Origin of the sequence: Planktothrix sp. PCC 11201, from assembly GCF_900009135.1 — a bacterium.
Taxonomy (GTDB): Bacteria; Cyanobacteriota; Cyanobacteriia; order Cyanobacteriales; family Microcoleaceae; genus Planktothrix.
Genome location: NZ_LT797705.1, coordinates 1 through 22,310 on the forward strand (window position 1 = coordinate 1; position 22,310 = coordinate 22,310).

General features: G+C 41.4%; 17 protein-coding genes. 7 read left to right on the top strand and 10 right to left on the bottom strand.

Annotated elements, in window-relative coordinates; translation table 11 throughout:
- Positions 1–87 precede the first annotated feature (87 nt).
- Both PL11201_RS16185 and PL11201_RS16190 read left to right on the top strand, forming a co-directional pair.
- The gene (locus PL11201_RS16185; RefSeq protein WP_255377701.1) at positions 88–1,956 is read left to right on the top strand and encodes a caspase family protein; all 1,869 of its coding nucleotides are present in this window, start codon (positions 88–90) and stop codon (positions 1,954–1,956) included.
- A 153-nt stretch (positions 1,957–2,109) separates the two neighbouring features.
- On the top strand, positions 2,110–4,788 hold the full coding sequence (locus PL11201_RS16190) for a penicillin-insensitive murein endopeptidase (protein ID WP_079679969.1): 2,679 nt from the start codon (positions 2,110–2,112) through the stop codon (positions 4,786–4,788).
- A gap of 216 nt (positions 4,789–5,004) precedes the next feature.
- On the opposite strand, the gene PL11201_RS16195 is transcribed toward PL11201_RS16190, so the two are convergent.
- Positions 5,005–5,979, bottom strand: coding sequence for a tyrosine-type recombinase/integrase (locus tag PL11201_RS16195; RefSeq protein ID WP_079679970.1), 975 nt, complete (start codon positions 5,977–5,979; stop codon positions 5,005–5,007).
- 140 nt (positions 5,980–6,119) lie between these two features.
- A complete protein-coding gene (locus tag PL11201_RS16200; RefSeq protein ID WP_079679971.1) occupies positions 6,120–7,514 on the bottom strand; it encodes a Uma2 family endonuclease in 1,395 nt (464 codons plus the stop codon).
- A 44-nt stretch (positions 7,515–7,558) separates the two neighbouring features.
- On the opposite strand from PL11201_RS16200, the gene PL11201_RS16205 reads away from it, so the two are divergent.
- Positions 7,559–7,954, top strand: a complete 396-nt coding sequence (locus PL11201_RS16205) for a DUF4351 domain-containing protein (RefSeq protein WP_079679972.1) — start codon at positions 7,559–7,561, stop codon at positions 7,952–7,954.
- A 204-nt stretch (positions 7,955–8,158) separates the two neighbouring features.
- Here the strand turns inward: PL11201_RS16205 and PL11201_RS16210 are convergent, their stop codons facing one another.
- Both PL11201_RS16210 and PL11201_RS16215 read right to left on the bottom strand, forming a co-directional pair.
- Positions 8,159–9,265 carry a ParB N-terminal domain-containing protein gene (locus PL11201_RS16210; RefSeq protein WP_079679973.1) on the bottom strand — a complete coding sequence of 369 codons (1,107 nt, stop codon included), beginning with the start codon at positions 9,263–9,265 and terminating at the stop codon, positions 8,159–8,161.
- Between the two features lie 122 nt (positions 9,266–9,387).
- The gene (locus tag PL11201_RS16215; protein WP_079679974.1) at positions 9,388–11,670 is read right to left on the bottom strand and encodes an FdhF/YdeP family oxidoreductase; all 2,283 of its coding nucleotides are present in this window, start codon (positions 11,668–11,670) and stop codon (positions 9,388–9,390) included.
- Positions 11,671–11,942: 272 nt separating this feature from the next.
- On the opposite strand from PL11201_RS16215, the gene PL11201_RS16220 reads away from it, so the two are divergent.
- The gene (locus PL11201_RS16220) at positions 11,943–12,245 is read left to right on the top strand and encodes an HNH endonuclease (protein WP_079679975.1); all 303 of its coding nucleotides are present in this window, start codon (positions 11,943–11,945) and stop codon (positions 12,243–12,245) included.
- 32 nt (positions 12,246–12,277) lie between these two features.
- Here PL11201_RS16220 and PL11201_RS16225 read toward each other — a convergent pair whose 3' ends face one another.
- Entirely contained in the window at positions 12,278–13,138 is an 861-nt protein-coding gene (locus tag PL11201_RS16225) for a hypothetical protein (RefSeq protein WP_079679976.1), read from the bottom strand.
- 68 nt (positions 13,139–13,206) lie between these two features.
- On the bottom strand, positions 13,207–13,593 hold the full coding sequence (locus PL11201_RS16230) for a hypothetical protein (protein WP_079679977.1): 387 nt from the start codon (positions 13,591–13,593) through the stop codon (positions 13,207–13,209).
- A gap of 113 nt (positions 13,594–13,706) precedes the next feature.
- Between PL11201_RS16230 and PL11201_RS16235 the strand changes: the two genes are divergently transcribed.
- Positions 13,707–14,027: a hypothetical protein gene (locus PL11201_RS16235; RefSeq protein WP_079679978.1), complete on the top strand. Its 321-nt coding sequence runs from the start codon at positions 13,707–13,709 to the stop codon at positions 14,025–14,027.
- An 82-nt stretch (positions 14,028–14,109) separates the two neighbouring features.
- On the opposite strand, the gene PL11201_RS27095 is transcribed toward PL11201_RS16235, so the two are convergent.
- The 4 genes from PL11201_RS27095 to PL11201_RS16250 form a co-directional block, all read right to left on the bottom strand.
- On the bottom strand, positions 14,110–15,192 hold the full coding sequence (locus tag PL11201_RS27095) for a DNA polymerase (RefSeq protein ID WP_255377702.1): 1,083 nt from the start codon (positions 15,190–15,192) through the stop codon (positions 14,110–14,112).
- Between the two features lie 51 nt (positions 15,193–15,243).
- Positions 15,244–15,867, bottom strand: coding sequence for a ribonuclease H-like domain-containing protein (locus PL11201_RS27100; protein WP_234996725.1), 624 nt, complete (start codon positions 15,865–15,867; stop codon positions 15,244–15,246).
- 32 nt (positions 15,868–15,899) lie between these two features.
- Positions 15,900–16,130: a hypothetical protein gene (locus PL11201_RS16245; RefSeq protein WP_234996726.1), complete on the bottom strand. Its 231-nt coding sequence runs from the start codon at positions 16,128–16,130 to the stop codon at positions 15,900–15,902.
- A 168-nt stretch (positions 16,131–16,298) separates the two neighbouring features.
- Entirely contained in the window at positions 16,299–16,643 is a 345-nt protein-coding gene (locus PL11201_RS16250; RefSeq protein WP_079679979.1) for a hypothetical protein, read from the bottom strand.
- Between the two features lie 241 nt (positions 16,644–16,884).
- On the opposite strand from PL11201_RS16250, the gene PL11201_RS16255 reads away from it, so the two are divergent.
- Both PL11201_RS16255 and PL11201_RS16260 read left to right on the top strand, forming a co-directional pair.
- Positions 16,885–21,051 carry an NACHT domain-containing protein gene (locus tag PL11201_RS16255; protein WP_079679980.1) on the top strand — a complete coding sequence of 1,389 codons (4,167 nt, stop codon included), beginning with the start codon at positions 16,885–16,887 and terminating at the stop codon, positions 21,049–21,051.
- A gap of 98 nt (positions 21,052–21,149) precedes the next feature.
- Entirely contained in the window at positions 21,150–22,301 is a 1,152-nt protein-coding gene (locus PL11201_RS16260; protein WP_234996727.1) for a type IV secretory system conjugative DNA transfer family protein, read from the top strand.
- The last annotated feature ends 9 nt before the right edge of the window (positions 22,302–22,310 follow it).

The following is a 22,310-nucleotide window of genomic DNA, read 5'->3' on the forward strand; positions in this document are numbered from 1 at the left end:
AATTTTCGAGACGATCCAAGCCAGTAAGGGGTTTCAGCCTCTAAAATATACAGTTTAAATGCTCAACAGCTTAGCTACAAACTTCAGATCAAAACCCTTTTCAACGAAAAAGCAACCCGTGACGGTATTATTAAAGGTTTTCGGGAGCATTTATCTCAAGCAAACAGCAACGATGTTGTTCTCTTTTACTACAGTGGTCATGGCTCCCAAGAAAATAACATAAACAAAGTGTTTTTGCGTTTTGAGCCAGATAAAAAAAATGAAACGTTGTATTGTTACGATAGTAGTGAACCTGGTAAATGGCATTTAGCAGACAAAGAACTTGCTAAACTGATCTCGGAAGTTGCAGTCAAAAACCCTCATATTTGCGTTATCCTTGATTGCTGTCATTCCGGTGGTGGTGTAAAAGATCCATCTTTAGAGGTCGTAGAACGTCGTGCTGCTGATGATGATCGCCCTCGACCCTTAGAAAGCTACATCTTCAGTGCTAAGGAGTTGGAAAGTTTACGTTCGGGTTCTAAAAAATGGGAATTGCCTCAAGGACGAAACATTCTGATGGCAGCTTGTGAACCCCATGACACAGCCAAGGAACTAACAATTGGTGATGAGAAACAAAAACGAGGAATTTTCACCTACAGCTTGTTAAAAGCTTTAGAGCGACCCGGTAAATTAACTTATCGGGAACTGTGGCAAGAAACTAAAAACACGGTTTCCATAGAACTTAAAAAAATATCAAGTAGCCAATGTCCGCAACTCGAAGTGACACCTCCAGATCATGGTAATTTACTATTTCTGGACGGGGCGATCGCAGAACGACCATCTTACTTCACAGTTCGTCATGACAACAAATTAGGCTGGGTTATTGATGGAGGAGGAGTTCACGGGGTTCAACCTCCTGCGGGAGAGGAAACAACCGTATTGGCGTTGTTTGATTTCAACTGCAATGTTAATGACTTTAAAGATCCTAATAAATCCATTGGTCAAGCCAAAGTCACGAAGGTATTGCCTCAATTGAGCCAGTTAGAAATCATCAGCAACAGTAAGAATTTGTCAACTGGGAGCATATATAAAGCTATAACGATCGCTGTGCCTTTGCCAGCACAAGGCGTTTATATTGAGGGTGATGCCACAGGGGTTAAGTTGGCTTCTCAAGCTATTCAGTCCGCTACGATGGGCAACCGTCCTTCTGCCTATATTCGGAAAGTTGAGAACCGCGACCAAGCCCAGTTGTACTTGCAGTGTCGCAATCAAGAATATTCCATTCAGGTTAAAGGGGATAATCGCCCTTTAGTTGCTCCGATTCAAGGTTTTACATTAGATAATGCCAAACTGGCGATTGAACGTTTGGAGCATATTGCACGTTGGTTGACGATTCGTGAGCTTCCCAGCCCTCCGGCAAGCCGAATTCAACCTAACGATATTGAGATGGAACTTTTGTTTGAGGGTGAGAATACTTCTCCCATTGAGAAGGAGATTCGCCGAGAATACAAGAAGCCTCAAAATGGAACACCGCAGCCTCCCAAATGCACAATTAAACTAACAAATAACAGTCACAAAACCCTCTACTGCACGATACTATGTTTCACTGATCGATTTGCTATAGTGGCTCCATTTTTTGAAGCAGGTTATGTGCGGCTCGAACCAGGACAATGGGCATGGGCAGCCGACGGAGACTATATTAAATGGTCAATTGATCCAGAATTGATGCAGCTAGGAATTCGAGAGACCAAGGATGTATTGAAGTTGATTGTGAGTAAGTCTGAATTTGATGCCCGATTAAGTCTTCAGGATGCCCTAGACCAACCTCGTTGTTTATATCGGGGCTTATTCAAACAAAGCCCACTCAATCGCTTAATGAATCGCGCTCAAACTCGATCTCCTCAAGTTTCTTCCTCAGAAACCTACGACGACTGGTATACGCAACAAGTCATCCTGACAAGTGTATTACCGACCTAGTAATTTTAACGGCTCCGCATAGTTCATTTATTCACTTGAACAGTGAGGAGTCACGGATTACCAAAAATGATAATTGCCTTGATTCAAACTCTAGTCAAGGCAAAACTCCACTATCACATCTGTTCACCGTACTTTTTTTGAGGAATTTGAGCAATGAATTTATTTAATCAAGAGATTAATCAAAAGAAACGACACAATTTTACTAAAAACTTTGCCATTATCATTGGCATTAATGAATATCAAAGTAAGGCAAATCATTTGAATGGTGCAGTCAACGATGCAAAACGACTAGCTACATTTCTTGCGAGTGAGGAGCGCAAGAATCACTGTGACGGGGATGAATGGTATCAAGTTTTATTATTACAAGATAGCGAAGCAACATTTGAGAAACTGACTAATTTATTGACAGAGTCAAAAAACGGAAAAATTCATTTGAAAGGGCAAGAAATTAAATATAAAGATCAAGTCATTCAAACTTCAGAAGAAAAAGTGTTATTAACAAAGGACTCACGTCTTTTGTTCTACTTTGCAGGTCATGGTCAGTTAAAAACAAATGATCAAACTGAAAACAATGGTCACAGCAGTTTGCGATCCCTAAAGTTGCTATCTCAAGATGAAAAAGATTTTCCAGTTGATGATTTAGTAAAAACTTTGGAGAAGCTACCTTGCATACACACGCTTCTGATTCTGGACTGTTGTTTCTCAGCAGGAGTAAGAGAAACTTTTACTAACGAAAAAGCAGCTTCTAGGACACCCCAGATAGATAATGGTAAAAAAGTCTATAGCCAAGATTATGAATGCTTGCAAAGACCAACCTTTACAGTAATTAGTTCAGGAGGCTATAGACCCGTACCAGACCTGACAAACTCGACATCCCATCATTCTCCTTTTGCAGAGGTATTGTTCGAGGCTTTAGAGGATGGTTTTTATGATAGAAAAGTCGATTCCAATAACGACAATATCCTTACCGTTCAGGAAGTTTATAATTATATTGTAGGCGATAATCGTATTAAGAAAAATCAACACCCTGAGATATTTTTTCCCACAGAACAAATAACAATATTAGGACAATATTTTTTCTTACTTCCTAAGTTTAATCCAAATCTGTTGGAGAAGATTGAAGGTTTAGAGAAGCCGTACAAAGGTTTATTTGCCTATGAAGAAAAAGATCATCCTATATTTTGTGGTCGGGATGAGTTGGTAACTGAATTGTTTAATCGTGTTCATAAGCAAAAGTTTACTATTTTAACTGGCGCATCGGGTTCAGGTAAGTCAAGCATAGTCAAAGCAGGACTCATTCCATTATTAAGGGATAACAGCAGTCAAAAAGCTACCTCAGAAAAGTCTGATAAGACTGCCAGTGGAGCCGGGTATGAACGCTATGCACAGTATCCAGAGAAGTGCTATGGTCGTCCAGAAGTCCTTCAAGCTTTGAAATACATCTGTGTTGAGTGGGAAAAACGCTATCCCCAAGGGCCTCGTGTTAGCATCGGAAACATTAGCCTTGCCAATGGAGGGCCAATGCCACCCCATAGCTCTCATCAACATGGACTTGATGTTGATATTGCACCCGTTGCTAACACCAATGAAGAAATTGGGCTGACTTGGCAGGATAGTAAATACTCTCGCCAACGTACTCAGGAATTGGTGGATTTATTTTACAGTAATCCAATTTTGGGGATTCGGAGAATTCTCTTCAATGATCCAGATATTACACGGGTAGAACGTTACGTAGGACACGACAATCATCTTCATGTTAGTTTCCTTTCACCAGGGATTGATTCAGCCCCCTATAGCAGCGACCAAGACGGGGATTTGCGATTAGTTATTCCGCCAATGCAGGGAGAACGAGTTCGTCAACTTCAAGAAAGTTTAGCGAACGTTGGAATTACAATAACAGCAGATGGTATCTTTGGAAAACAAACGGATGCCGCTGTTCGTAAATTTCAAGCTCAACAGAGTTTACAGGTGGATGGAATTGCTGGATTTGTGACCCAAACTAAATTAGAACAGTTAATCTCTGGACAATCTCGTGGGGTTTCCGACCAACCATCGGGTCTGACACTCCAAGATGTCATTGACCAAAACCAATCCATTCCTTTTGATAATATTGACTCTGGGGTGTTAGTTAAAGATCAACTCTTCTGTGCAGAAATTCAAACCATTTTACGCGCGAATCATCTGTTAGAAAGTGTTGATGGAATTTACGGCCTTAAAACCCAAGAAGCCTTAAGAAATTTTAAAACAAATCGTCAACTTGATGGCGGAGATGTGTTAGGGCCAACCACCGCTAAAGCGTTACTGGATGCCAAACCCGGTGCTGGATTATTACCCAAGTGGCAAGGGGGTGATAAACAAGCCACAGTTAAGGTAATTATTCAAGAAGCGAATCGTCAAGGCATTACGTCTCAAGCTCAAATTGCTTATATTTTGGCAACCGTTGAACATGAGACAGGAGATACTTTTCAACCGGTACGAGAAGGGTATTATTTAGGCGAAGTCGAAGGAGAAAATCATCGCCAAACCCTACCCTACTATCCTTACTATGGACGGGGTTATGTACAACTTACTCACCTTGACAACTATCGGGAATATTCAAATATTTTAGGCTTAGATTTGGTCAATGCTCCCGATCTGGTCATGCGTCCCGATATTGCAGTCTTTGTTTTAATTCATGGAATGAAATCGGGTGTATTTACGGGGATAAAACTCGATGACTGTATTTCCAACAATCATGTTGATTTCTTGAAAGCCCGTAAAATCATCAATGGCAATGATAAGGCAGAACAGATTCAAACTTATGCCATAAACTGGCAAAATCAATTAAGCTAAGATTTGTGGCGATCGCATAGCCAGCCACCTAAGACATCAAAATTCAATGATTGCTCTGAACTTCAAGCTTAACTGTTTTGATAAGGCGGTGCGATCACCCTCAACTTCTTCCGTAGATATAGCGGTTTTCAGTTCTGTGAGGTACAGCTTTTGGGTAGAAACCCGGTTTTTGCTAGAAACCGAGTATAGAGAAATGGTATTAGTTGTTGGCTTTCATCAAACCAAATCCGCCAACAAATCCGTGACTTCCCCCTGCTGATTTTTCCGATTATCGTCATAAATCATCAACGTATTCAAATCCGAATGGCGGCTCAATTTCTGCACCTTTCGCACATCTCCATTCGTTGCTTCTAATGCCGCCGTTATCCCCGAATGACGAATCCGATGAGGCGATAACGGCTTATTAATCCCCGCTTCTCTGGCAATTTGACTAACAATTTTATAAACCCCCGTCCCCGTCAGCCGATGTCCATAACTCGCTCTATCCAAGGCAATAAACAAAGGTTTAGACCGTTTTAATTCTCGTCTAGCTACCAACCAATCTTGCAAAGCTTCCACCGTCGGCTTCGATAACGTTACCGCTTCCTTCTGTGTTCCCTTCCCCTTCCCCAAAATCTTGAGTGTCTTCCCCTCCAAATCCAAATCCTCAAGATTAGCTTGACATACCTCTTCCCGCCGCAAGACATTATCCCACAGCAACCGTAACAAAGCATAATCTCGCTTTCCCTTAACTGTACGACGATTGGGAATTTGCAACATCCTCTTAAACGCCACTGGGGGAATTCCCGTCGTATCCCGATAAGTCTTAACCTTCTCCCCCTTTAATTCCGCCAACGTCCAAGCACATTGTCCAATCCGATAAGCAAATGCCACTAACGCTTTAATCGCGGCTAAACGTCGATTTATTGTTGCTTCTGATAACTTTTTAGATAACAATTGCTGCTTATAACCTAATACCAAACTTAAGGCTTGTTCCTTGGATAACTGTAAAAACTCAATCACTAACTGAGCGGTGGGTTCTTGATGAGCTACTGCCCAAAAGAAATCCTTCAAATCTCGACTATAAGCCTTCCGGGTATTTTCAGAACGCTTGGTAGCTAATAAATCCTCCATCACATTGCGTTCAGCTAATGTCCCCACAACAGAAGCTGGAACAATTTCAACAGCAGAATTAGACGGGAGGGTGTTCATAGGGGCTATCCAGAGTGCGGAGTGGAGGGTGCGGGGTGCGGAGTGCGATTTAGATAGAGTTAAGGAAGACAAAAATAGTATGTAGGTTTGATTTTATCCCAATTTCCTGGTCAAACACTTACACCAGAAATCGATGGGAACTAAATCTCAACCACGTATTGAGAAATCGCCTGCTGTTGAGCCAGCGTAGCATACTTACTATCTGCCTCAATAAAGTTAATCTCAGGTTCCTTGCTTAAATTAGACAAATCCTGGTAAATCTCGTAATCTTTCCTCCCGGGTAAATCCCAAACAACCAACGTAATTTCTGACCAAAAATTTAAGGGCTCAGGTTTGACTAAATCTCCAATGACTCCCAAGCGAGTTACCCCATATTTAGAACGCAATAGATTAGCTGCTTGACGAGCTAAATCCCACCAAACTGCTTTCCGTTGGGCATCTTGCCAGCTTAGAGTTTCTGTTTCTAATAACGCTGTTACCCACTCAACGGGTGGCAAGACCTTTAAAGCATCTGCTAAACCAAAAGTCATCAGTAACATCCCAATCAGGTTACGAATGCCTTCTTTACTGCCAATTTGAGGTTTCCCGTCCCAAAACTCAAACTTGGCTTCTGGACACCAAGCAATGTATTGTTCAAAAGAAATCGGTACTGGCTCTAACTGCAATTGGGGATTAAATGGTAAACATCCCCAACCCAAACCATTCTCTACCGCTCGCAGTCTTCGACCTTCTGGCTGTGTGCCTTCAATATAAACAATTGCGGGGTCGTGGGGCCAGCTATACCAGTCTTCATCTTCTCTCCACAAATTGTCGGGGACAAAAACTAACCCCGGTACGCTTTGCGGTCGGTAGCATCCTGATGGGTCAGGAGCCATTCGCTCGTATTTTCCGTTGATTAAGCGCCAAAATTCGATTTCTTTTTGGGCCGGATTGAGAATGATGTACTCTGGCACTCCACCTGCGGCGTAATAGTCTCGTTTGATGATGCGGTCTGCGTATTCATGTCCGGGTCGCAGTATTTCGATGACAATTTCGGCTGGCCCTTCCAGGTAGTATTCTCTGAGTGTGTTGCGCGGGGGCCCTAAAAATAATAGGATGTCTGGGGTGAAGCCATTGTTGCCTAGGCGCATGACAAAATCGCGGCTGAATGATTGTCCTCCTAGTCTTTCTGCGATTTCCCACAAGGAGTGGCTGATATAACTGCGGATGGGATTGTGATGGTTTTCTTCTCCTCTAGAGCCGGGTAGTAGGTCTTCTGGTTGGTAGTGGAAACTGGCTGCCCAGGTTTGTAAGGTGGTGGTGATGGCTTCTGTACTGTCTGGAATGGGCGCGTTATAGGTAAGACGGAGAGCTTCTAGCCATTGTTGTATGGGGGCTAGGGCGATGGCGGCCCGCGCTCCCCATCCGGCGAGAATTTGTTTGAGTAGCAGACGGCTGCCAACTAGGGTATTACCGACAATTAGCTTGGATTCGATCAATTCTAGTTTGGCTTCTGGGCCGGCGTCGATAAATTCGTTGAACAGGTTTGATGTCATTGCTACATCTCCTTGAATATAAACCCTTGAAATTGTGAAGTTGTATGAGTGAGTTGAAACGCTATTGGATTGTTGTCCATTATGAAACCGAGTTGACGGCAGAAACGGAGTGGGATGCTTGCCATAATATTCGTCTGGGCAATAGGATTGTTGAAGAGGCGAGTATTGCTGCCCAAGAGATTTCTTTCAATGCCGATATCAAAGCGTTGATTACTCAAACGAGGCTTACTGTTCGTAAAGAAGCGACTTTGGCTATTATTCTTAATCAACTCTACCATAAATTACAAGATTTTTCTTTACTCGCAAATGGGCTACCGCCAGAGGTACAAGCCCAGGTGGAGGCTCTATCGATTGAACAACTTGAAGACTTAAGTATAGCTGTCCTCGATTTTGACTCTGTGGAATATCTAAGTGCCTATTTGCAGACTCAAAACGATTAATCCTGAATGAGATCATGTCGAGATGGGTGTACCCACTTCAGATATTATGATTGGTTTTCATTCCCCCTTCAAACGCCAATTTCAAATGAAAAACTAAGCGTCAGAGAATCTGCATTATCTTAACCTAACTCTCCCTAATCATTATTACGCAAGCAACACAGCTTTCATCTTCTGGGGAAGGCTGTTTTCACACCGGTTGAGAAATTAAGACCCGGAAAGCCGAGGTAACGTTAAAACTTTTTCCAAATATTCCAGATATAGCAGTTGTCGAGGCGTAAATTCTAAACGCTGTTGCAACACATCCAGCAAGGCGATTTCCAGTTCATCTAAGTCTAAACTCCGCAGTCGCAACACTTTGGAAGCGACCTGTAATAATTCATCACTAGGCTCATCAATTTCTACTAAATCTCGACTGTAAAATTGCAGCATTTCACTGCCTAAGTTCAGCACAATTAACCCAGAAGTTCCTGTGCCTTCCACTCTTCCCCAATAACCATTCCAGCGATTGTCAGAGGGAGCAAAGGTTAAGTTCGGGTCAATGTTGACAACGGCGAAATCCCCCGATACAAATAAGCGGGGGTCATCGAGACTGGCTTCTTCGGCCAGCAGTAGGGCAGCTTCTTTGGGAGTCCGAGCAGCACCTGTGGCAATTAAATCTAAGATTTGTTTTTGTTGTTTTCGAGGCAGTTTCAGTAAGGAATAAGCCGCTTGAATACTGACAGTGTTGAGAATTGAACGCCAAGCATCAGCCCATTCGTCGTTTCCGGCTTTTGTTTCTGTATCAATTTGAGTGACAACTTTAGCCGCTTTAGTGTAAGTGACACCCGAACCCAAACCCACCTTAGCAGCAACTAAATCACGGGTAGTTCCCTTCCGACCTTCTGAAAATATATCCATAAGGTTGTCGGGTTCATCAATTTTCAGTCCGGCTTCCTGGCGTTGTTTGGCGCGCGACGATTCAATTTCTTTCCAAGAGTTGGCTTCTCGAACTTTTTGTTCCCGGGTTTTGGGTCGGGCGAGATTTTCACTCAGGAGGGCTTCGAGTTCACAGAGTCGGTTGGGAAAGGCTCGAATTTCAACGGGAATGGCGCTCCACTTTAATTGTAGGGCAGCTTGCCAGCGTCGATGACCACTAACAATTATCTGTTTTGGGGTGATGAGAATGGGGTTAATCCAATTGGACAATTGAATTTGTTCGACCAATTCCTCGATGTTCATCCGACCATAGATTTTTAGGTAACGGGGATGGGGTTTGAGGAGTTTGGGGTCTACGGTTGTTACAGTGGAGTGGGCATCGGGTAGAGAGGACAAGTGGGATAGTTCGTTGACAGTTTAATGATTTGGGATTAAGTATACTCGCCATTTTAAGCGATCGCTTCACTGAACGAAATGAATCAAGGAGACAGTTTTTACTTAGATGAATGTGTTTATGATTAGTCTAATCTGGGCGATCGCTCCTTGTTATAAACCAGCACAGGTACCCGTTTGTAAGCAGGCGTACCAGAGCGTGTTTCTGTTTTTGCCTTAAAAATGACATTCACTTCGGGATAAAACATCAACGCTGCACCTTCGCGCACAGCACCGTAAATCACTTCGATATTGTCCAGTTTGTCAACATCACCCTTTACAGTAACGCGATCGTGTTCCGCCAAGCCAATTTTCTCTGCATCCAAGCGATTCATTAAAATGCAGTGACGGTGTGGCATCCCTCGATACTTGTCGCCAATTTTGTAAACTACCGTATTGTGTTGAGAATAGCTGCGTCCAGTCATCAATGCTAGAACCAGAATATTTGCAGGTTCTTCCATACCAAACTCGCTAACGTCTGGTAAAGTCAGTGTTGGCAATGGAGTCGTAAACATTTTCGCCTTGCCCGATGGCGTTTTGAAGTGGGGTTCGGTGACAATGCGTCCAGAGATAGTAAACTCTTCTTTCGTATCATCGATCTCCCCAATCTTTTCATAACCGGGAATAGTTCTGGCAATCAACTGCCGCACGTAACGAGTATCCTGTAGTTTGCGCCACTCGACGGGATACTCACCTAGCAACCGATAGGCCAATTCTGTGAGAAATTCAACTTCGGAAATCAAATCGGCATCTTGCAAGTGGGTTGTGCCTTCATCATTGAGCCGCACAAAGTTATTACCCGATTCCACCGTCGTTTTGTGTGGGTTTTCAAATCGATTCAGGACGGGAATAATGATCGTATTGGTTTTTGCCAGTCCATGAAAGTGCCCGATGTTGGGTTTAGTCGCCAGATAGATAATAGTTTCAATATTGCCCAACGCTCGTTTGGCCTGTGCCGAATCGGGATTGGCACCATAGAGATTGCCGCCCACACACAGCAAACTATCCACTTTCCCGGCAACTGCTGCTTCAATCAGGTCGCGGGTGTGGTAGCCTTTCGGCAAGTTGAGCGATCGCCCCAACAACTGCTCTAATGCTTGAAGGATCTCTTTTTTGAGCTTCACCGTCACACCCATCGAGCCAAAGCCCTGCACGTTGGAATGTCCCCGCACTGGCATCACTCCGGCTCCCATTTTGGCGATCTGTCCACTGATTAAGGCGGTATTGGCAATGCTGTAAACGTTATCAACCCCATTGGTGTGTTGTGTGATGCCCATCGCCCATCCAAAGACAACCCCTTTAGATGTGCCAATTATCTCGGCCGCGGTTTCAATTTCCGATTGGGAAACACCGCAAGTTGCAGTCAGGGTGTCCCAGTCGAGCGCTCGCGCTTGCTCCAATACAGATTGCCAGCCTTCAGTGTGCGCTTGCAAGAAAGCCTGATTCACATAACCCTGTTCCATCAGTGCTTTTTGAATGCCGACAAACAATGCCACATCACTACCCGGAATCGGCTGAAGATACAGCGAAGCAATATCTGAACCGGGAATTAAAGATTTGATGGGAAACGCGGGAGAGCCAAATTTGACCAAGCCAATTTCCATCACGGGATTAATCACAATCACCCTGCCACCGCGCTCGCGCAGTTTAATCAACTCATTCATCAACCGGGGATGGTTATAGGAAGAATTGGCTCCCGCTAATACAACACAATCTGCCTGCTTCAGGCTCTCCAGACTGACGATCGAGGTATTCGTACCAAACATCTCTTTGAGTGCTGTGGTGGAAGGTGCATGGCATAGATCCGAACAATCCGCCAAGTTATTGGAACCCAAGGTTCGCAACATAAGTTGCAGTAGAAACGCCGCTTCGTTGGAGCCACGCCCGGAACTATAAGAGGCGACTTGTTCTGGTGGTTTTTGGAACGCAGCCGTGGCAATGGTATAGATCTCCTCCCAGGAAATCCGCTCGTAGCGATCGCTGCCTGCTCGATGAATTACTGGAAAACTCCACCGTCCCAGGCGATCCGCTTCCATAGAAGTTAACCGTTGTAATTGGGTGATCGAGTGAGTATCAAAGAATTCTTCTCGTATGGCAGGTTTAATCTCGGCTGAAATTGCCTCAACGCTTTTCATGCAGCGTTGCAGTTTTTCGCCTTCTTCGTTCGTAAACCCGCCCTTTTGTCCGCCAGTGCCCCAGGAACAGGACAGACAAGCACTGTGGTGCAATAACGTTTTCCACAGCTTTAGACCTTCTGGCGATAGCGTATGCTCTGCCCAGTACTCAATGACGGGCAATCCTCCCCCAATTTCCGGTGTATCCTGATTCGTTTCAGAAAAAGGGGGTTCGGGTTGAGGGTGGATATTCATGTTACGAAGGCAAAGTATTTTACCAGTCCAACGTAACGTAATTTACGGTGTGGGAGTATTCCTCATTGGGTAGATTTTAGCGATCGCGACCTCAACTCTCATTCAGAAGCGTATCCGATGCCAAACCAAAGCGGCAAAGAGTTCTTGAGGGGAATAAGATTGAGCGATGGATTGTATTTGATTAACGTCCAGCATGATTGATGGGGATGGTTTAAAGTCGATATTCAGTGTTAAAATTAAACTCGGTTTTCAGCAAATCAATCAATCTATTCATGGCTTCAGAGCGTTATCCTGAAAATTGGAAGGAACTGGCATTGGCAGTTAAAGAAACAGCGAATTGGCAATGTCAAAAATGTGGTTTATTCTGTATCAAGCCGGGAGAACCATTATCAAATGCTATGAAATCGCGACGCCGAGCTTATACACTGCAAGTGCATCACTGGAATCATAACCCGGCTGATAATCGTTTAGAAAATTTGGTTCCTTTGTGTAGTAGTTGTCATTTAGCTTGTCATCGCCGCAGTCGAGGAAATATTTCTCCAGGACAGTTATCCCTTAACTTAAAATTATCCTAATTCCAAATTGAACACTGAAGTTTTGCGCTTATTTATTCAAGTCCGGCTTCAATTAAAGCTCGGTTTAAATCCTCAACTAACCCCAGAGATTCAGCTTTATTCTTGAGGTAAATTTTATCTAAAGAGTCTCCTTGCACTTTTAATATTCCCAATACATCCCGCCATTGCTTTTGAGACTGATTGAAATTCCGCCACTGCAACTTATTAAGGATTAGATCTTCAGGTGAGGCGAGAAAAACAGTTGCCCCAGTAGGAATTTGATATTGTTGTCGTCGCTCAAACTTCAGACTCTCAAATTCTGAATCTTCGGCAATGATTAAATCAGCCCGGGAAATGGTTTCTATATGAGTAATTTGCAAGGTTTGCATTCGACCAGAAACCACATCATCTACACCGGAAACATAAAATCCCACTTGTTCTAATTCTAAAATTAATGCACTTAAATATTGAGGAATAATTGAGATGACAATATCTAAATCACGGGTTGTTCGGACTTCTCCATAAGCAATAGCAGCAACCCCGCCTGTAATATAATAAGGAATATTAAGGGATTCAAAAATTGGGTGGAGAATTTCAGCCAGACTAATGGAATCTTGAACCCAAGTCATTTCATCTCCGGTGGGAATATAATGTTGTGGACAATCTTCACCTAACCAAGCTTGAGCGAGTTTTCGAGCAAATTCTGGTTCTTTTAAATCAAAAAAGCGTTGGCGGAAGCAGTTAATGGCAAAGCGACGAGCATTTTGGTTCATCGAGCTTCCCATCAACAGTCGCTGTTGGGGTGTTCGTTGTTTTAATAGCCAGAATCCTAATAAATCAACTTCTGGTGTTGTATCTTGAGATTGAGGTCGATAGCCCGGTTTGATTGTAAATTTAGGAAGAATTTGAGCCATAAGATTAAATCTGGAGCTAGGACTTATCAGTCAGAATTACAATCAATACTTAAGGAAGTAATTGAGAGTTAATCTCCGGCTAAAACTTCTTTATTATCGATAATAAACCATTCATGATAGACGATAGCAACAAATAAATTGTCTTCTTTAAGTTGATCACAAATTGCTAAATATCCTGACATAAAATCATCATCATAATAGGTAGTATCTTTTAGAAAGAGCGTAACCGAATTCCCATCCGCACTCCAAATCGTTCTTAAAATTGTTAGATTGTCATGCTGAGATTGATCTATAGGCAGAAGAACTGAACGACCATCAATTTCAAGAATTTCAACGGTCTGCCAGCGCAAAACCGATTCCCAACTTTCAGGGCCTTCATGCTTTTCAATAATTCTATCCCAGCGCAAAGTGTTTATTTTTTCTAGGGTTTGTTGTGATAAGTCTAAAAATTTCATTCGTTCCAAATTTCCTTAATAATTTTTTAAGAGATTTAATGAACACGAGTTTCATTGGTAGATGACAATTATAATAGAACTGTCCCTGTCCCAACATCTTACTCGTTACCGATATGGCTCCTCTAGTTGCCAAACGTACTGCTCGTGCTATGTCTCGGATTTTTGATTTCGATTCCTTTACACCTGAAGAAATCAACAGAAGGGAAGCTGAAAAAGAAGATTTGGATCAACAATGCTATAAACACTTTGAAAAAATTCGGAATCGTTTGCTTGAAACCCATTATAATTGGTGTGTTGCCATTGAGCCTGAAAGCGGTTATTATTTGCTAGATTCAAATTGGGAGTGTTTAGTCTGGAGAGTGAAGATTTACTGCCCTAAAAGCCAACTGATGCTCTACGGAATTAACGAAACCGGAACCTGCGGAAAAATATGATTGAGGGACGATTTTTGTGGGTGGGAAACATAGTGGAAAATTTTCCACTATGTTCCTTGTCAAATTTAGCTCTTTACTATCCTTAACCCCAACTCAAAGCAGTATTCACATCCACTTCAATGGGAACTTGCTGCAAATATTGTTGTCCTGCCTCAATCATTACGGTTTTAAGAAGGCGAGTTGTTTTTTCAAGAGTTTGTTGGGGACATTCTAAGAGAATTTCATCATGGACTACACCAATCAACTTAGCTTCTGTATCCGGTAAAACCTCAAACAAACGAGCGATCGCCACTTTCAACAAATCGGCTGAAGTACCCTGAACCGGATGATTGAGCAACTCACACAGACGGGGTTTAGAGGCCCATCGTCTTCGACGTCCGCCAATTGTGCGAATCTCTCTTTGTCCTTGAGCATACACCGTTTTCCTTACTTGTTCATGCCAATTCTTAACCCCTTGATAAGCCGTAAAAAACCTTTTTCTAAAAAGTTTAGCTTCCTCCAACGTCAACAAAACATCATATTTTTCCTCAGCATAAGCTTGCAATTTAGCCGCCCCCATTCCATAAATTAAGCCAAAATTTACAGATTTAGCAATTTGCCGATCTTCAGGCGTAATCTGTTCTAACAATTTCCCTGTAATTAAAGATGCCGTTAAAGCGTGTAAATCCTCCCCTTTAGAGTAAGCATTTAACATTCGGCGATCGCTCGATATTTCAGCAACAATTCTGAGTTCAATTTGGCTATAATCTGCTTTAATAATTTGATAGCCTGGTGCTGAAATAAAGCAGGTTCGCATTCCTTTAGCCGTACAATTTCTGGGAATATTTTGTAGATTAGGTTGTTGACAACTAAAACGACCTGAACGCGCTCCACACTGCCGATAACTGGGGTGAATTCTCCCTGTTTTGGGGTGAATATGTTTAGGCAAAGCTTCCACAAAGTTAGAACACAAAGACGCTAACTTTCGATAGTTGAGGAGAAATTGCAGAATTGGATATTCACGAGCTTTAGGAATTAATTCATTTTTACGAGTTGATTGAACCGGAATATTAAGGGCACGAAGAGCTTGTAAAACTTGGGAAGTAGAACGAGGATTAAGCGTTTCTGTTAATTCGGGAAATAGAGATAATTGGGGGCTAGGGGCTGGCTTTAAACCCGCATTGATTAATTGAGTTAATACCCTCTGTTCTTGAGCTTTTAACTCAGAACCTACCTGCTACCATGCTATTGCATCAAGTTGCATTCCATTCAGTTCCATTTGGGCAACGGCGGGCAACGCATCAAACTCGATTTGAGCCGTTTCTAATAATCCTGCCTTTTGAAGTTTAGAATGCAGTCGAGTTTTTGGTTTCAGTAAGACAGCCGCATCTAATGCTGCATATTCTAACTGAGCCGTTGAAAGTTTACCCGCAAAATTACTAAACTGTAAACTTTTATCAAGTTTAACCTTTAAAAATTCCCGAGCTAAAGATTGAAGATCATGATCTTTCTTGAGTCCTGAACGTAACACTTGACTGGCTAACATCACATCAAAAAAAGGCCCTGATGGACGGAGATTTGCCATTTCTAGCATTTTCCAATCAAACTTAGCATTTTGGAAAATTTTCAGCGCACGGCTATTGAGGAGTTTTTTTAAAAGTTGACACCCCCTCGTTTCCATAGAAGTTAAATCAATAATTAGAATCGGGTGTTGAGGAACAGCAATTTGAATCAGGCAAATCCGATCTATGAATGGATCTAGTCCTGTTGTTTCAGTATCAATAGCCAGAACAGGAGCTTTCATTAAAGGAAATAAAGCCTTTTTAAGCTGATCATGATTAGTAATAAAGTTATAGTTCATAAGCAGGTGGTTGATAAGAAAAGGGTAACAAATTAGAATTCAGAAGCTTTATCAATTACAATGAGATAAGTTTCAACTGTAACCGGACGAAGAGTACCCCAAAAAATTTCTAAAGGGAGTTTGATTACGTTGGCTTTCGTTTGTTTAAGAAATCCTCGGAAAGTTTGCGATCGCTCATCGTTTTTGATATTCATTGAATTACTGACAACGCTAACCAACCGACCAGAAGACGCTAAAAACAGGTGATATGCGCGTTGAATCATATCTAAATCAATTCCCCGAACTTTAGAAGTAGAAAAGGGGGGATTCAACTGAACACCTTACCTCTGTCTGATTTTCCCAATTCTGTGAGTGATTTAGGGCTTATACAGCTTGTTAACTTGAACGTTACCTCTGGCAATTGCTGTGTAAGCCCTAAAAAAAAGAAGCGTTTATGCAGAAATGTTAGGTTTCCATTGATTGCGAATCGCCTCAACTAAAAGCCCTTCACGATTTTTTACAATTCTCCAACGCTCATTTTCCTCAACGACCGCCATAGCATTCCGTACCACCTCAATGGGGGTGCTTAGAATCAAATTTTTAAGCCAAGCATTAAGTTGAAACCCTACTGCTTCTACCTCCTGCAAGATGTCACCTCGGTTCCCATTCATCCCACTGGGTTGAGTGATGAGAGAATTTTCTGAGGCTTGAGCTAGAGTCATCAGACGATCTAAGCGATCAACACCGTAAGAATCGGCAAAGTCTTTAGCTGTTTGGATGTAGTTAATGAGGGTCATTTTCAAATCCTTTTAGGAATTTAAGTTACTGAATTTAGAATAATTTCCCCCTACTACCCCAAGGCAAGAGGTATCTATTTAAGTCTGAAACTCCTATAAAATCTGGCTATGTAGCTTGGGAACAGTTTGGGGTTAACCCAAACTTTTTTATCGGATATTGTTTAGAATAAGTGTATGTGGTTTGGGGTAAGCTTGGGTTAACCCAAACCGATACAGAAAACCTTTGTCAGTAATTAAAATTATGGGGCGCGCAGGTGATTGGGGAGACACGGCACTAAAGCAGGCGAAGCACTTGATTAAATTTCTAGTGCGTTATAACAATACCAATAGGGATCATTTATCAGCAGAGTGGCGAAATGAAAATAGCGTTCGCCCTGAGCTAGAGGTAAGGACAACCCTGGTAGATATAGCATGGTTGCTTGACGAAAAACACATCAAGTCTAATCGTGATCCCAAGGCTAAGGTAGAAGGTGAAAAAATCCGAGATATTATTACTCGCCTAAAAAAATTGGGAGTTGTCAAAGAAGAGAGTAGCTACCAAGGTAAAAGTAAAGGTATACGACACTTCACGTTTATTCTTTGGCACACAAGCAGCCCAGAGAATAACTGCATACAGTTGGAGTTAGCATGGGTAAACCGCCCTAAAACAGAAAAGGCTAAAGGTGAACAAACTTCATTAGTAAGCAATTCAGCAAAATCTGATGTTGCTAAAAAAGAACTAAGCCTACAACTTGAACGAACTATTAAAACTTACCTTTCTAAATCTTTTAATGCTGATAAATTTGCTGAATTAGATCAAGCTGGTGAACGTGACACAGGTGGAGAGCGACGCACACAACTCAAAGAAGTTTTTATTGACCTTAAAGTTAAACCTTGTGAGAGTATAAACCCTCCTGACTGGAGGCGAGAGGAACTTACACAGCCCGTAAGTAGAGTCTCATCACTGGATGACGATGGCTTCTTTATTGAAGGAAGTGATAATCTTTTTGCAATGCGATGTCTTCTTGGTGAGAAACGGCTTAAATTTGTGATAATTGGTGGCCCAGGTCAGGGAAAATCTACACTAGGACAACAGCTTGCTCAAGTTTATCGTGCTAAGTGGCTTGGAGAGTCTTATGAATTTGTAGATCAAGCTAAAGTGAAACGCATTCCATTTCGGATTGTACTCAAGTATTTTGCCCAATGGCTGGTGAATAAACCTGATTCTGATAGCCTCGAAGCTTACCTTGCTAAAAATATAGGCGACGTAGCTTCACAACCTGGGGAGATATCTTCTAAAAATATCCACGAGATTTTTGAGTGTAAAGAATGCTTACTAATTTTAGATGGATTGGATGAAGTTGTAGACCCTAATTTACAAGAACAAATGCTTTCAAGTATTTATAGTTTTCTAGACTGGACAAAACACTCAAATATTAATCTAAAAGTTGTAGCTACTTCCCGCCCTAATATATATGAAGACCAATTTGATCCTAAAAGTTTTATACATTTAGAATTATTGCCTCTTTCCTCCGATCAGGTTAATAAATATGCTCATAAGTGGGTAGCTAGAAGAGATTTGCCGAAAGAAAAACAAGACAAGATTATTCGGACGCTCGAAGAATGCCAGCAAGATCAAAGAGTATCTACTTTATTAAAAACGCCTTTACAAGTAACTATAATTTTATTAATTATCAAAAATGAAGGACGACCCCCTGGAGAAAGAGAAGCTTTATTTGATGAATACTGGAATACAATCCTTAAGCGAGAAAAAAGTAAAGATAAAGATATCATTAAGGTAGATGATACTACCTTGTTAGATCTTAATGCTTACGTTGGTTATTTACTACACCGTCGAGCTTCCAATGAAAATGTTCAATCTCTTTTACCCGAAGAAGAATTTAAGAGATCACTAATTAAATTTCTGCAAAAAAAAGACAGTCAATCTTCCGAAAAAGATATTACTTTAAGAGTAGAACAGTTTGTCAGTGATGCTAAAGACAGATTGGTATTAATCGTTTCACCAAGACCAGGTTTTTTTGGTTTTGAATTGAGATCTTTTCAAGAATTCTTTGCGTCAGTTTACTTATTCAAGAAACGAGAGCGTTTTGAACATTTGAAATCTATTCTGGGTTCAGAACACTGGCTGTATGTTGCTTTAATCCTAGCAGGTCGCATTATTCGTTTGTTGGGTGAGGATGCAGATTGTATCGTCAGAGATGTCTGTCGCCAAGTTGATCAACCTATAGATGAAGAAGTTGCAAATCATTACTTACGACCTGGAGCTTGGTTTGCTCTGGAAGTTGCAGCCGACGGATCTCTAAGTAAAGGGTACCGTGATCTTCAGCGAGAAGCTATTGATTATGGTTTGGAGGTTTTGGAAACAGGTTTGACGCGAGGACAGCAGAATAAGCTAGGTTCATTAATGGGACAACTTTCTGAAGAAGACAAGCGCGATCTTCTTCGACCTGCTTTGGAAGCTAAACTTAACTCTAAGCATTTACCAGAAACTTGTTGGGAAATTGCCTTAAATCTTTATGGGAAACATTTTGGTTCAACACAATTCTTTCAGAATAAAATTGATGATTTAATTGAAACTAAAGAGAAAAATTTTGTGCTTTGTGCATTGAATCTGGCATTGCGCTATGAATCAGAGCCTTTATGGATGGTAGAACGACTAGAAAATTACTGGTCATACTGGAAAGAAGATGCACAAAAGATATTTTCAAGTTCAAATAAATATACCGAAAAATTGCTTAATTCCTGGTCGCTTTCTCACAAGCAAGTAACAGAACTAGCGGAAGCAATTTTTGATCTTTCTTGGGTATATAAGTCTATTAACTCAAGTGAAGGAGTGATATGGGAATTGCCTGAACCAAAGACATTTTCAGACCAATTAGTATTGCTTTTGAGATGTCTTCGCCTAATAGTTCGCTTTAGAATGGAATTTCCCAATTATCACTTACAGAACTTACAGATAAGAATAGACAAAAATACTCCATTCTTTATCCGAACAATCATGAATCCTCAATTATCTATTCTTGATGATGCTGAAAATCTAAGGGTAAGTGTTGAATATCTGTTGCAAGATTCGGATTTGATGCCGGAGCTTCAAGTAATCTTGTGGATGATTTTCTGGCTAATTAATCAGCCTAATCAAATCAATGTTTCTAGATTTTTTGATAGAATGAGGTCAATCGAAATAAGTCTAGTAGTCTCAACAAAGCTATGGTTTTATTCTAGCTTAAGAGAAATTTGGCCAATTTTAGCCCTAGCTATAGAGCAACAAAAAATTACAAGTGAGGATGTTGTTAATCGATTCCTACCATTTCTAGATGCTAATATTCAGATATCTATTCACAGCCAATTGGTTAAGATAGTTGAAGACTATTTGAAAGAATCAGACGACAACCAAAAACAACAATTGTTTATAGCTCTAGAAACTCAGATTGGGCTAGATGAAATACTGCCTGAGTTAAAGGAGTTATCCCAATCAATGGGTGTAACTGTTGATGATTTGGTAGGAGCCTACATTACAGTTTACCGCCGTTATGGTTACTCTAGTTCTTTGGGATATCAATATACCGTTGATCAACTTCAAAAGTTGCTGATAACTGCCAAAGATATCATACAACAGGCTAATAAACCAATAACATCATTGTGGACTATCTTTGAATTCTCATGGCCATCTGATCCAGTAGTTATAGAACAGGCACGACAACTCTTAGAACTAATTCTTGACAATTACTCGGAATCTTCAGAATTTCCAATTGCCGAGCTAGCTGCTCTTCTCTTCCTCAAGCTATTGGCTTATGACACTCACATACAAGAAATAGCACCACGTTTATTTACAATTCTGCCACTGACTGAACTTTTGGACATTAGAAGACCTTGGCCTCTTCGTGCTGTTATCAGTGAAGTTTCCCCCAAATATCTATCTGTACTGCAAGCATTAACACAGCACGACGAAGACTTGGTTAGTGCGGGAAGCACGCTTCTTTTAAAAGCTATTATAAGCTCAATAGAGCAATATCCTGGATCTAGAAAACCTGAATTGAAAGAGTTAAAAAATATTCTGATAGATTCAAGTTTAGGAATGAGTTTTATTAATGACGAAGACAGCAAACGCCGTCTGATAGGTATTACTCTCTTTACTTTATCTTCGGATTATCCAGTGGAAAAGGTCAAATGTCAAAATCTAATTCTAAATAATTTGAAGCAGCCCCAAACTGATGAAGAAGAGACAGCTTGGAATGAATTTTTACAAGAAATTTATATGGCTGAAGAAAAGCATTTAATGTGGCGTAAGCTACTGGAAAAAATTCTAAGAAAACCTGGGTCTTATAGCCGTTCAGTATTAAGTATAGCGATGGAAAGATATCAAGAGATTGCCAAGACTGATCAGGTAATAATTCCTGAGATTGATTAGAGGAGACTTGATGTTAGTAGATTGCAGGAAAGGATAGCTATGCAGATGAGTTTTTCTCAAAAGCTGGAGATTTATTAGCTAAAGCTTTACTGCAATTAGTGAAAGGTTCAAAGTATCCTGATATGGCAATGCTGTATGCAATTTTGAGGTTGCCGAATTTAGTGAAACGGCTTGATTATGCGATTCAATCTCGGCAAATTGATGAGTGGGTAGCTACGAGTTTTAATCAATTTTTGAGCGCGAAAGATGCTGAAAAAACCATCTCAGGAATTCTAACAACCGCTGCCGGAACGTTTAGTAATTTTATTCAAGCTGATTTACTGCGAGCTTTTTTGGGGAAATCGGATATTCCGACTCGGCTTGAAGGTCGTCAAATGATTATTTTTAAACTTGATGATGAGCGACGCTCTGTTGTTGGGCCTTTGTTGGCGGCGGCGATTCACTTGTTGGTGGTTTCTAATTTAAGTCGTCCCCGAAAAGATCCGTTGATTATTTCATTAGATGAATTTCCATCAATTCGATTAGAACGGATGCCACAATGGATTAATGAATATCGTTCTAATGGAGCTTGTTTTCTGTTAGGAATTCAAAGTTTGGAACAACTTTATGAAGGGTATGGGGAGAAAATGGGAGCGGCGATCGCTTCTGCGTGCAGCACCCACATTCTATTTAACCCTGGGAATACGGACACGGCAAAAAAATATTCAGAGCGTTATGGTGATCAAGAAATTTTGATCAAAAGTAAGTCTACCAGTCGCTCTTTTGGCGGTCAATCTGCCAGTAATCGCTCGATTAGTTGGAACGAATCTCTGCAAAAAATGCCTTTATTTTCCATTGACGAAATTTTGCGATTTCCCCAAGGACGATGTGTGATTACCAATCCCGGTTACAGTTCCGGTGGCGAAGGGTCGATTCCTTACGCACTGACAATCCCCATTCCTAAAGCGGATTTGAAGCGCAAAGATGAAAGTGAGGCGTTGTGGGATGAACAAGTTAGACCTCGTTTGGAAAGTCGGGTTAAACTGACTAATCTTGAGGGACTTACCGCCGCATTATACGAGCGTATTGAGGAGGCTGAACGGATGTTACCGTTACCCGATCCGGGGGGAAATGTTCCCCCGCAATCGCCAGACGCATCGGGGACAAACCGCAATTACGGCTCAGATCCTTTAGATGCGATCGCTCATCAGACAGGACGTTCCAAACGAGTTTTTTCCACTGGGGGAATTATTGGGAAACGAGACGATTGATCTTTCACT

Coding starts and splice junctions, on each gene's coding strand:
- PL11201_RS16235 (WP_079679978.1), top strand. CDS start 13,707: ATGGCTCCTCTAGTTGCCAAACGTACTGCTCGTGCTATGTCTCGGATT.
- PL11201_RS16205 (WP_079679972.1), top strand. CDS start 7,559: ATGAGTGAGTTGAAACGCTATTGGATTGTTGTCCATTATGAAACCGAG.
- PL11201_RS16255 (WP_079679980.1), top strand. CDS start 16,885: ATGGGGCGCGCAGGTGATTGGGGAGACACGGCACTAAAGCAGGCGAAG.
- PL11201_RS16195 (WP_079679970.1), bottom strand. CDS start 5,979: ATGAACACCCTCCCGTCTAATTCTGCTGTTGAAATTGTTCCAGCTTCT.
- PL11201_RS16200 (WP_079679971.1), bottom strand. CDS start 7,514: ATGACATCAAACCTGTTCAACGAATTTATCGACGCCGGCCCAGAAGCC.
- PL11201_RS16215 (WP_079679974.1), bottom strand. CDS start 11,670: ATGAATATCCACCCTCAACCCGAACCCCCTTTTTCTGAAACGAATCAG.
- PL11201_RS16250 (WP_079679979.1), bottom strand. CDS start 16,643: ATGACCCTCATTAACTACATCCAAACAGCTAAAGACTTTGCCGATTCT.
- PL11201_RS27100 (WP_234996725.1), bottom strand. CDS start 15,867: ATGAACTATAACTTTATTACTAATCATGATCAGCTTAAAAAGGCTTTA.
- PL11201_RS16220 (WP_079679975.1), top strand. CDS start 11,943: ATGGCTTCAGAGCGTTATCCTGAAAATTGGAAGGAACTGGCATTGGCA.
- PL11201_RS16245 (WP_234996726.1), bottom strand. CDS start 16,130: ATGATTCAACGCGCATATCACCTGTTTTTAGCGTCTTCTGGTCGGTTG.
- PL11201_RS16225 (WP_079679976.1), bottom strand. CDS start 13,138: ATGGCTCAAATTCTTCCTAAATTTACAATCAAACCGGGCTATCGACCT.
- PL11201_RS16190 (WP_079679969.1), top strand. CDS start 2,110: ATGAATTTATTTAATCAAGAGATTAATCAAAAGAAACGACACAATTTT.
- PL11201_RS16230 (WP_079679977.1), bottom strand. CDS start 13,593: ATGAAATTTTTAGACTTATCACAACAAACCCTAGAAAAAATAAACACT.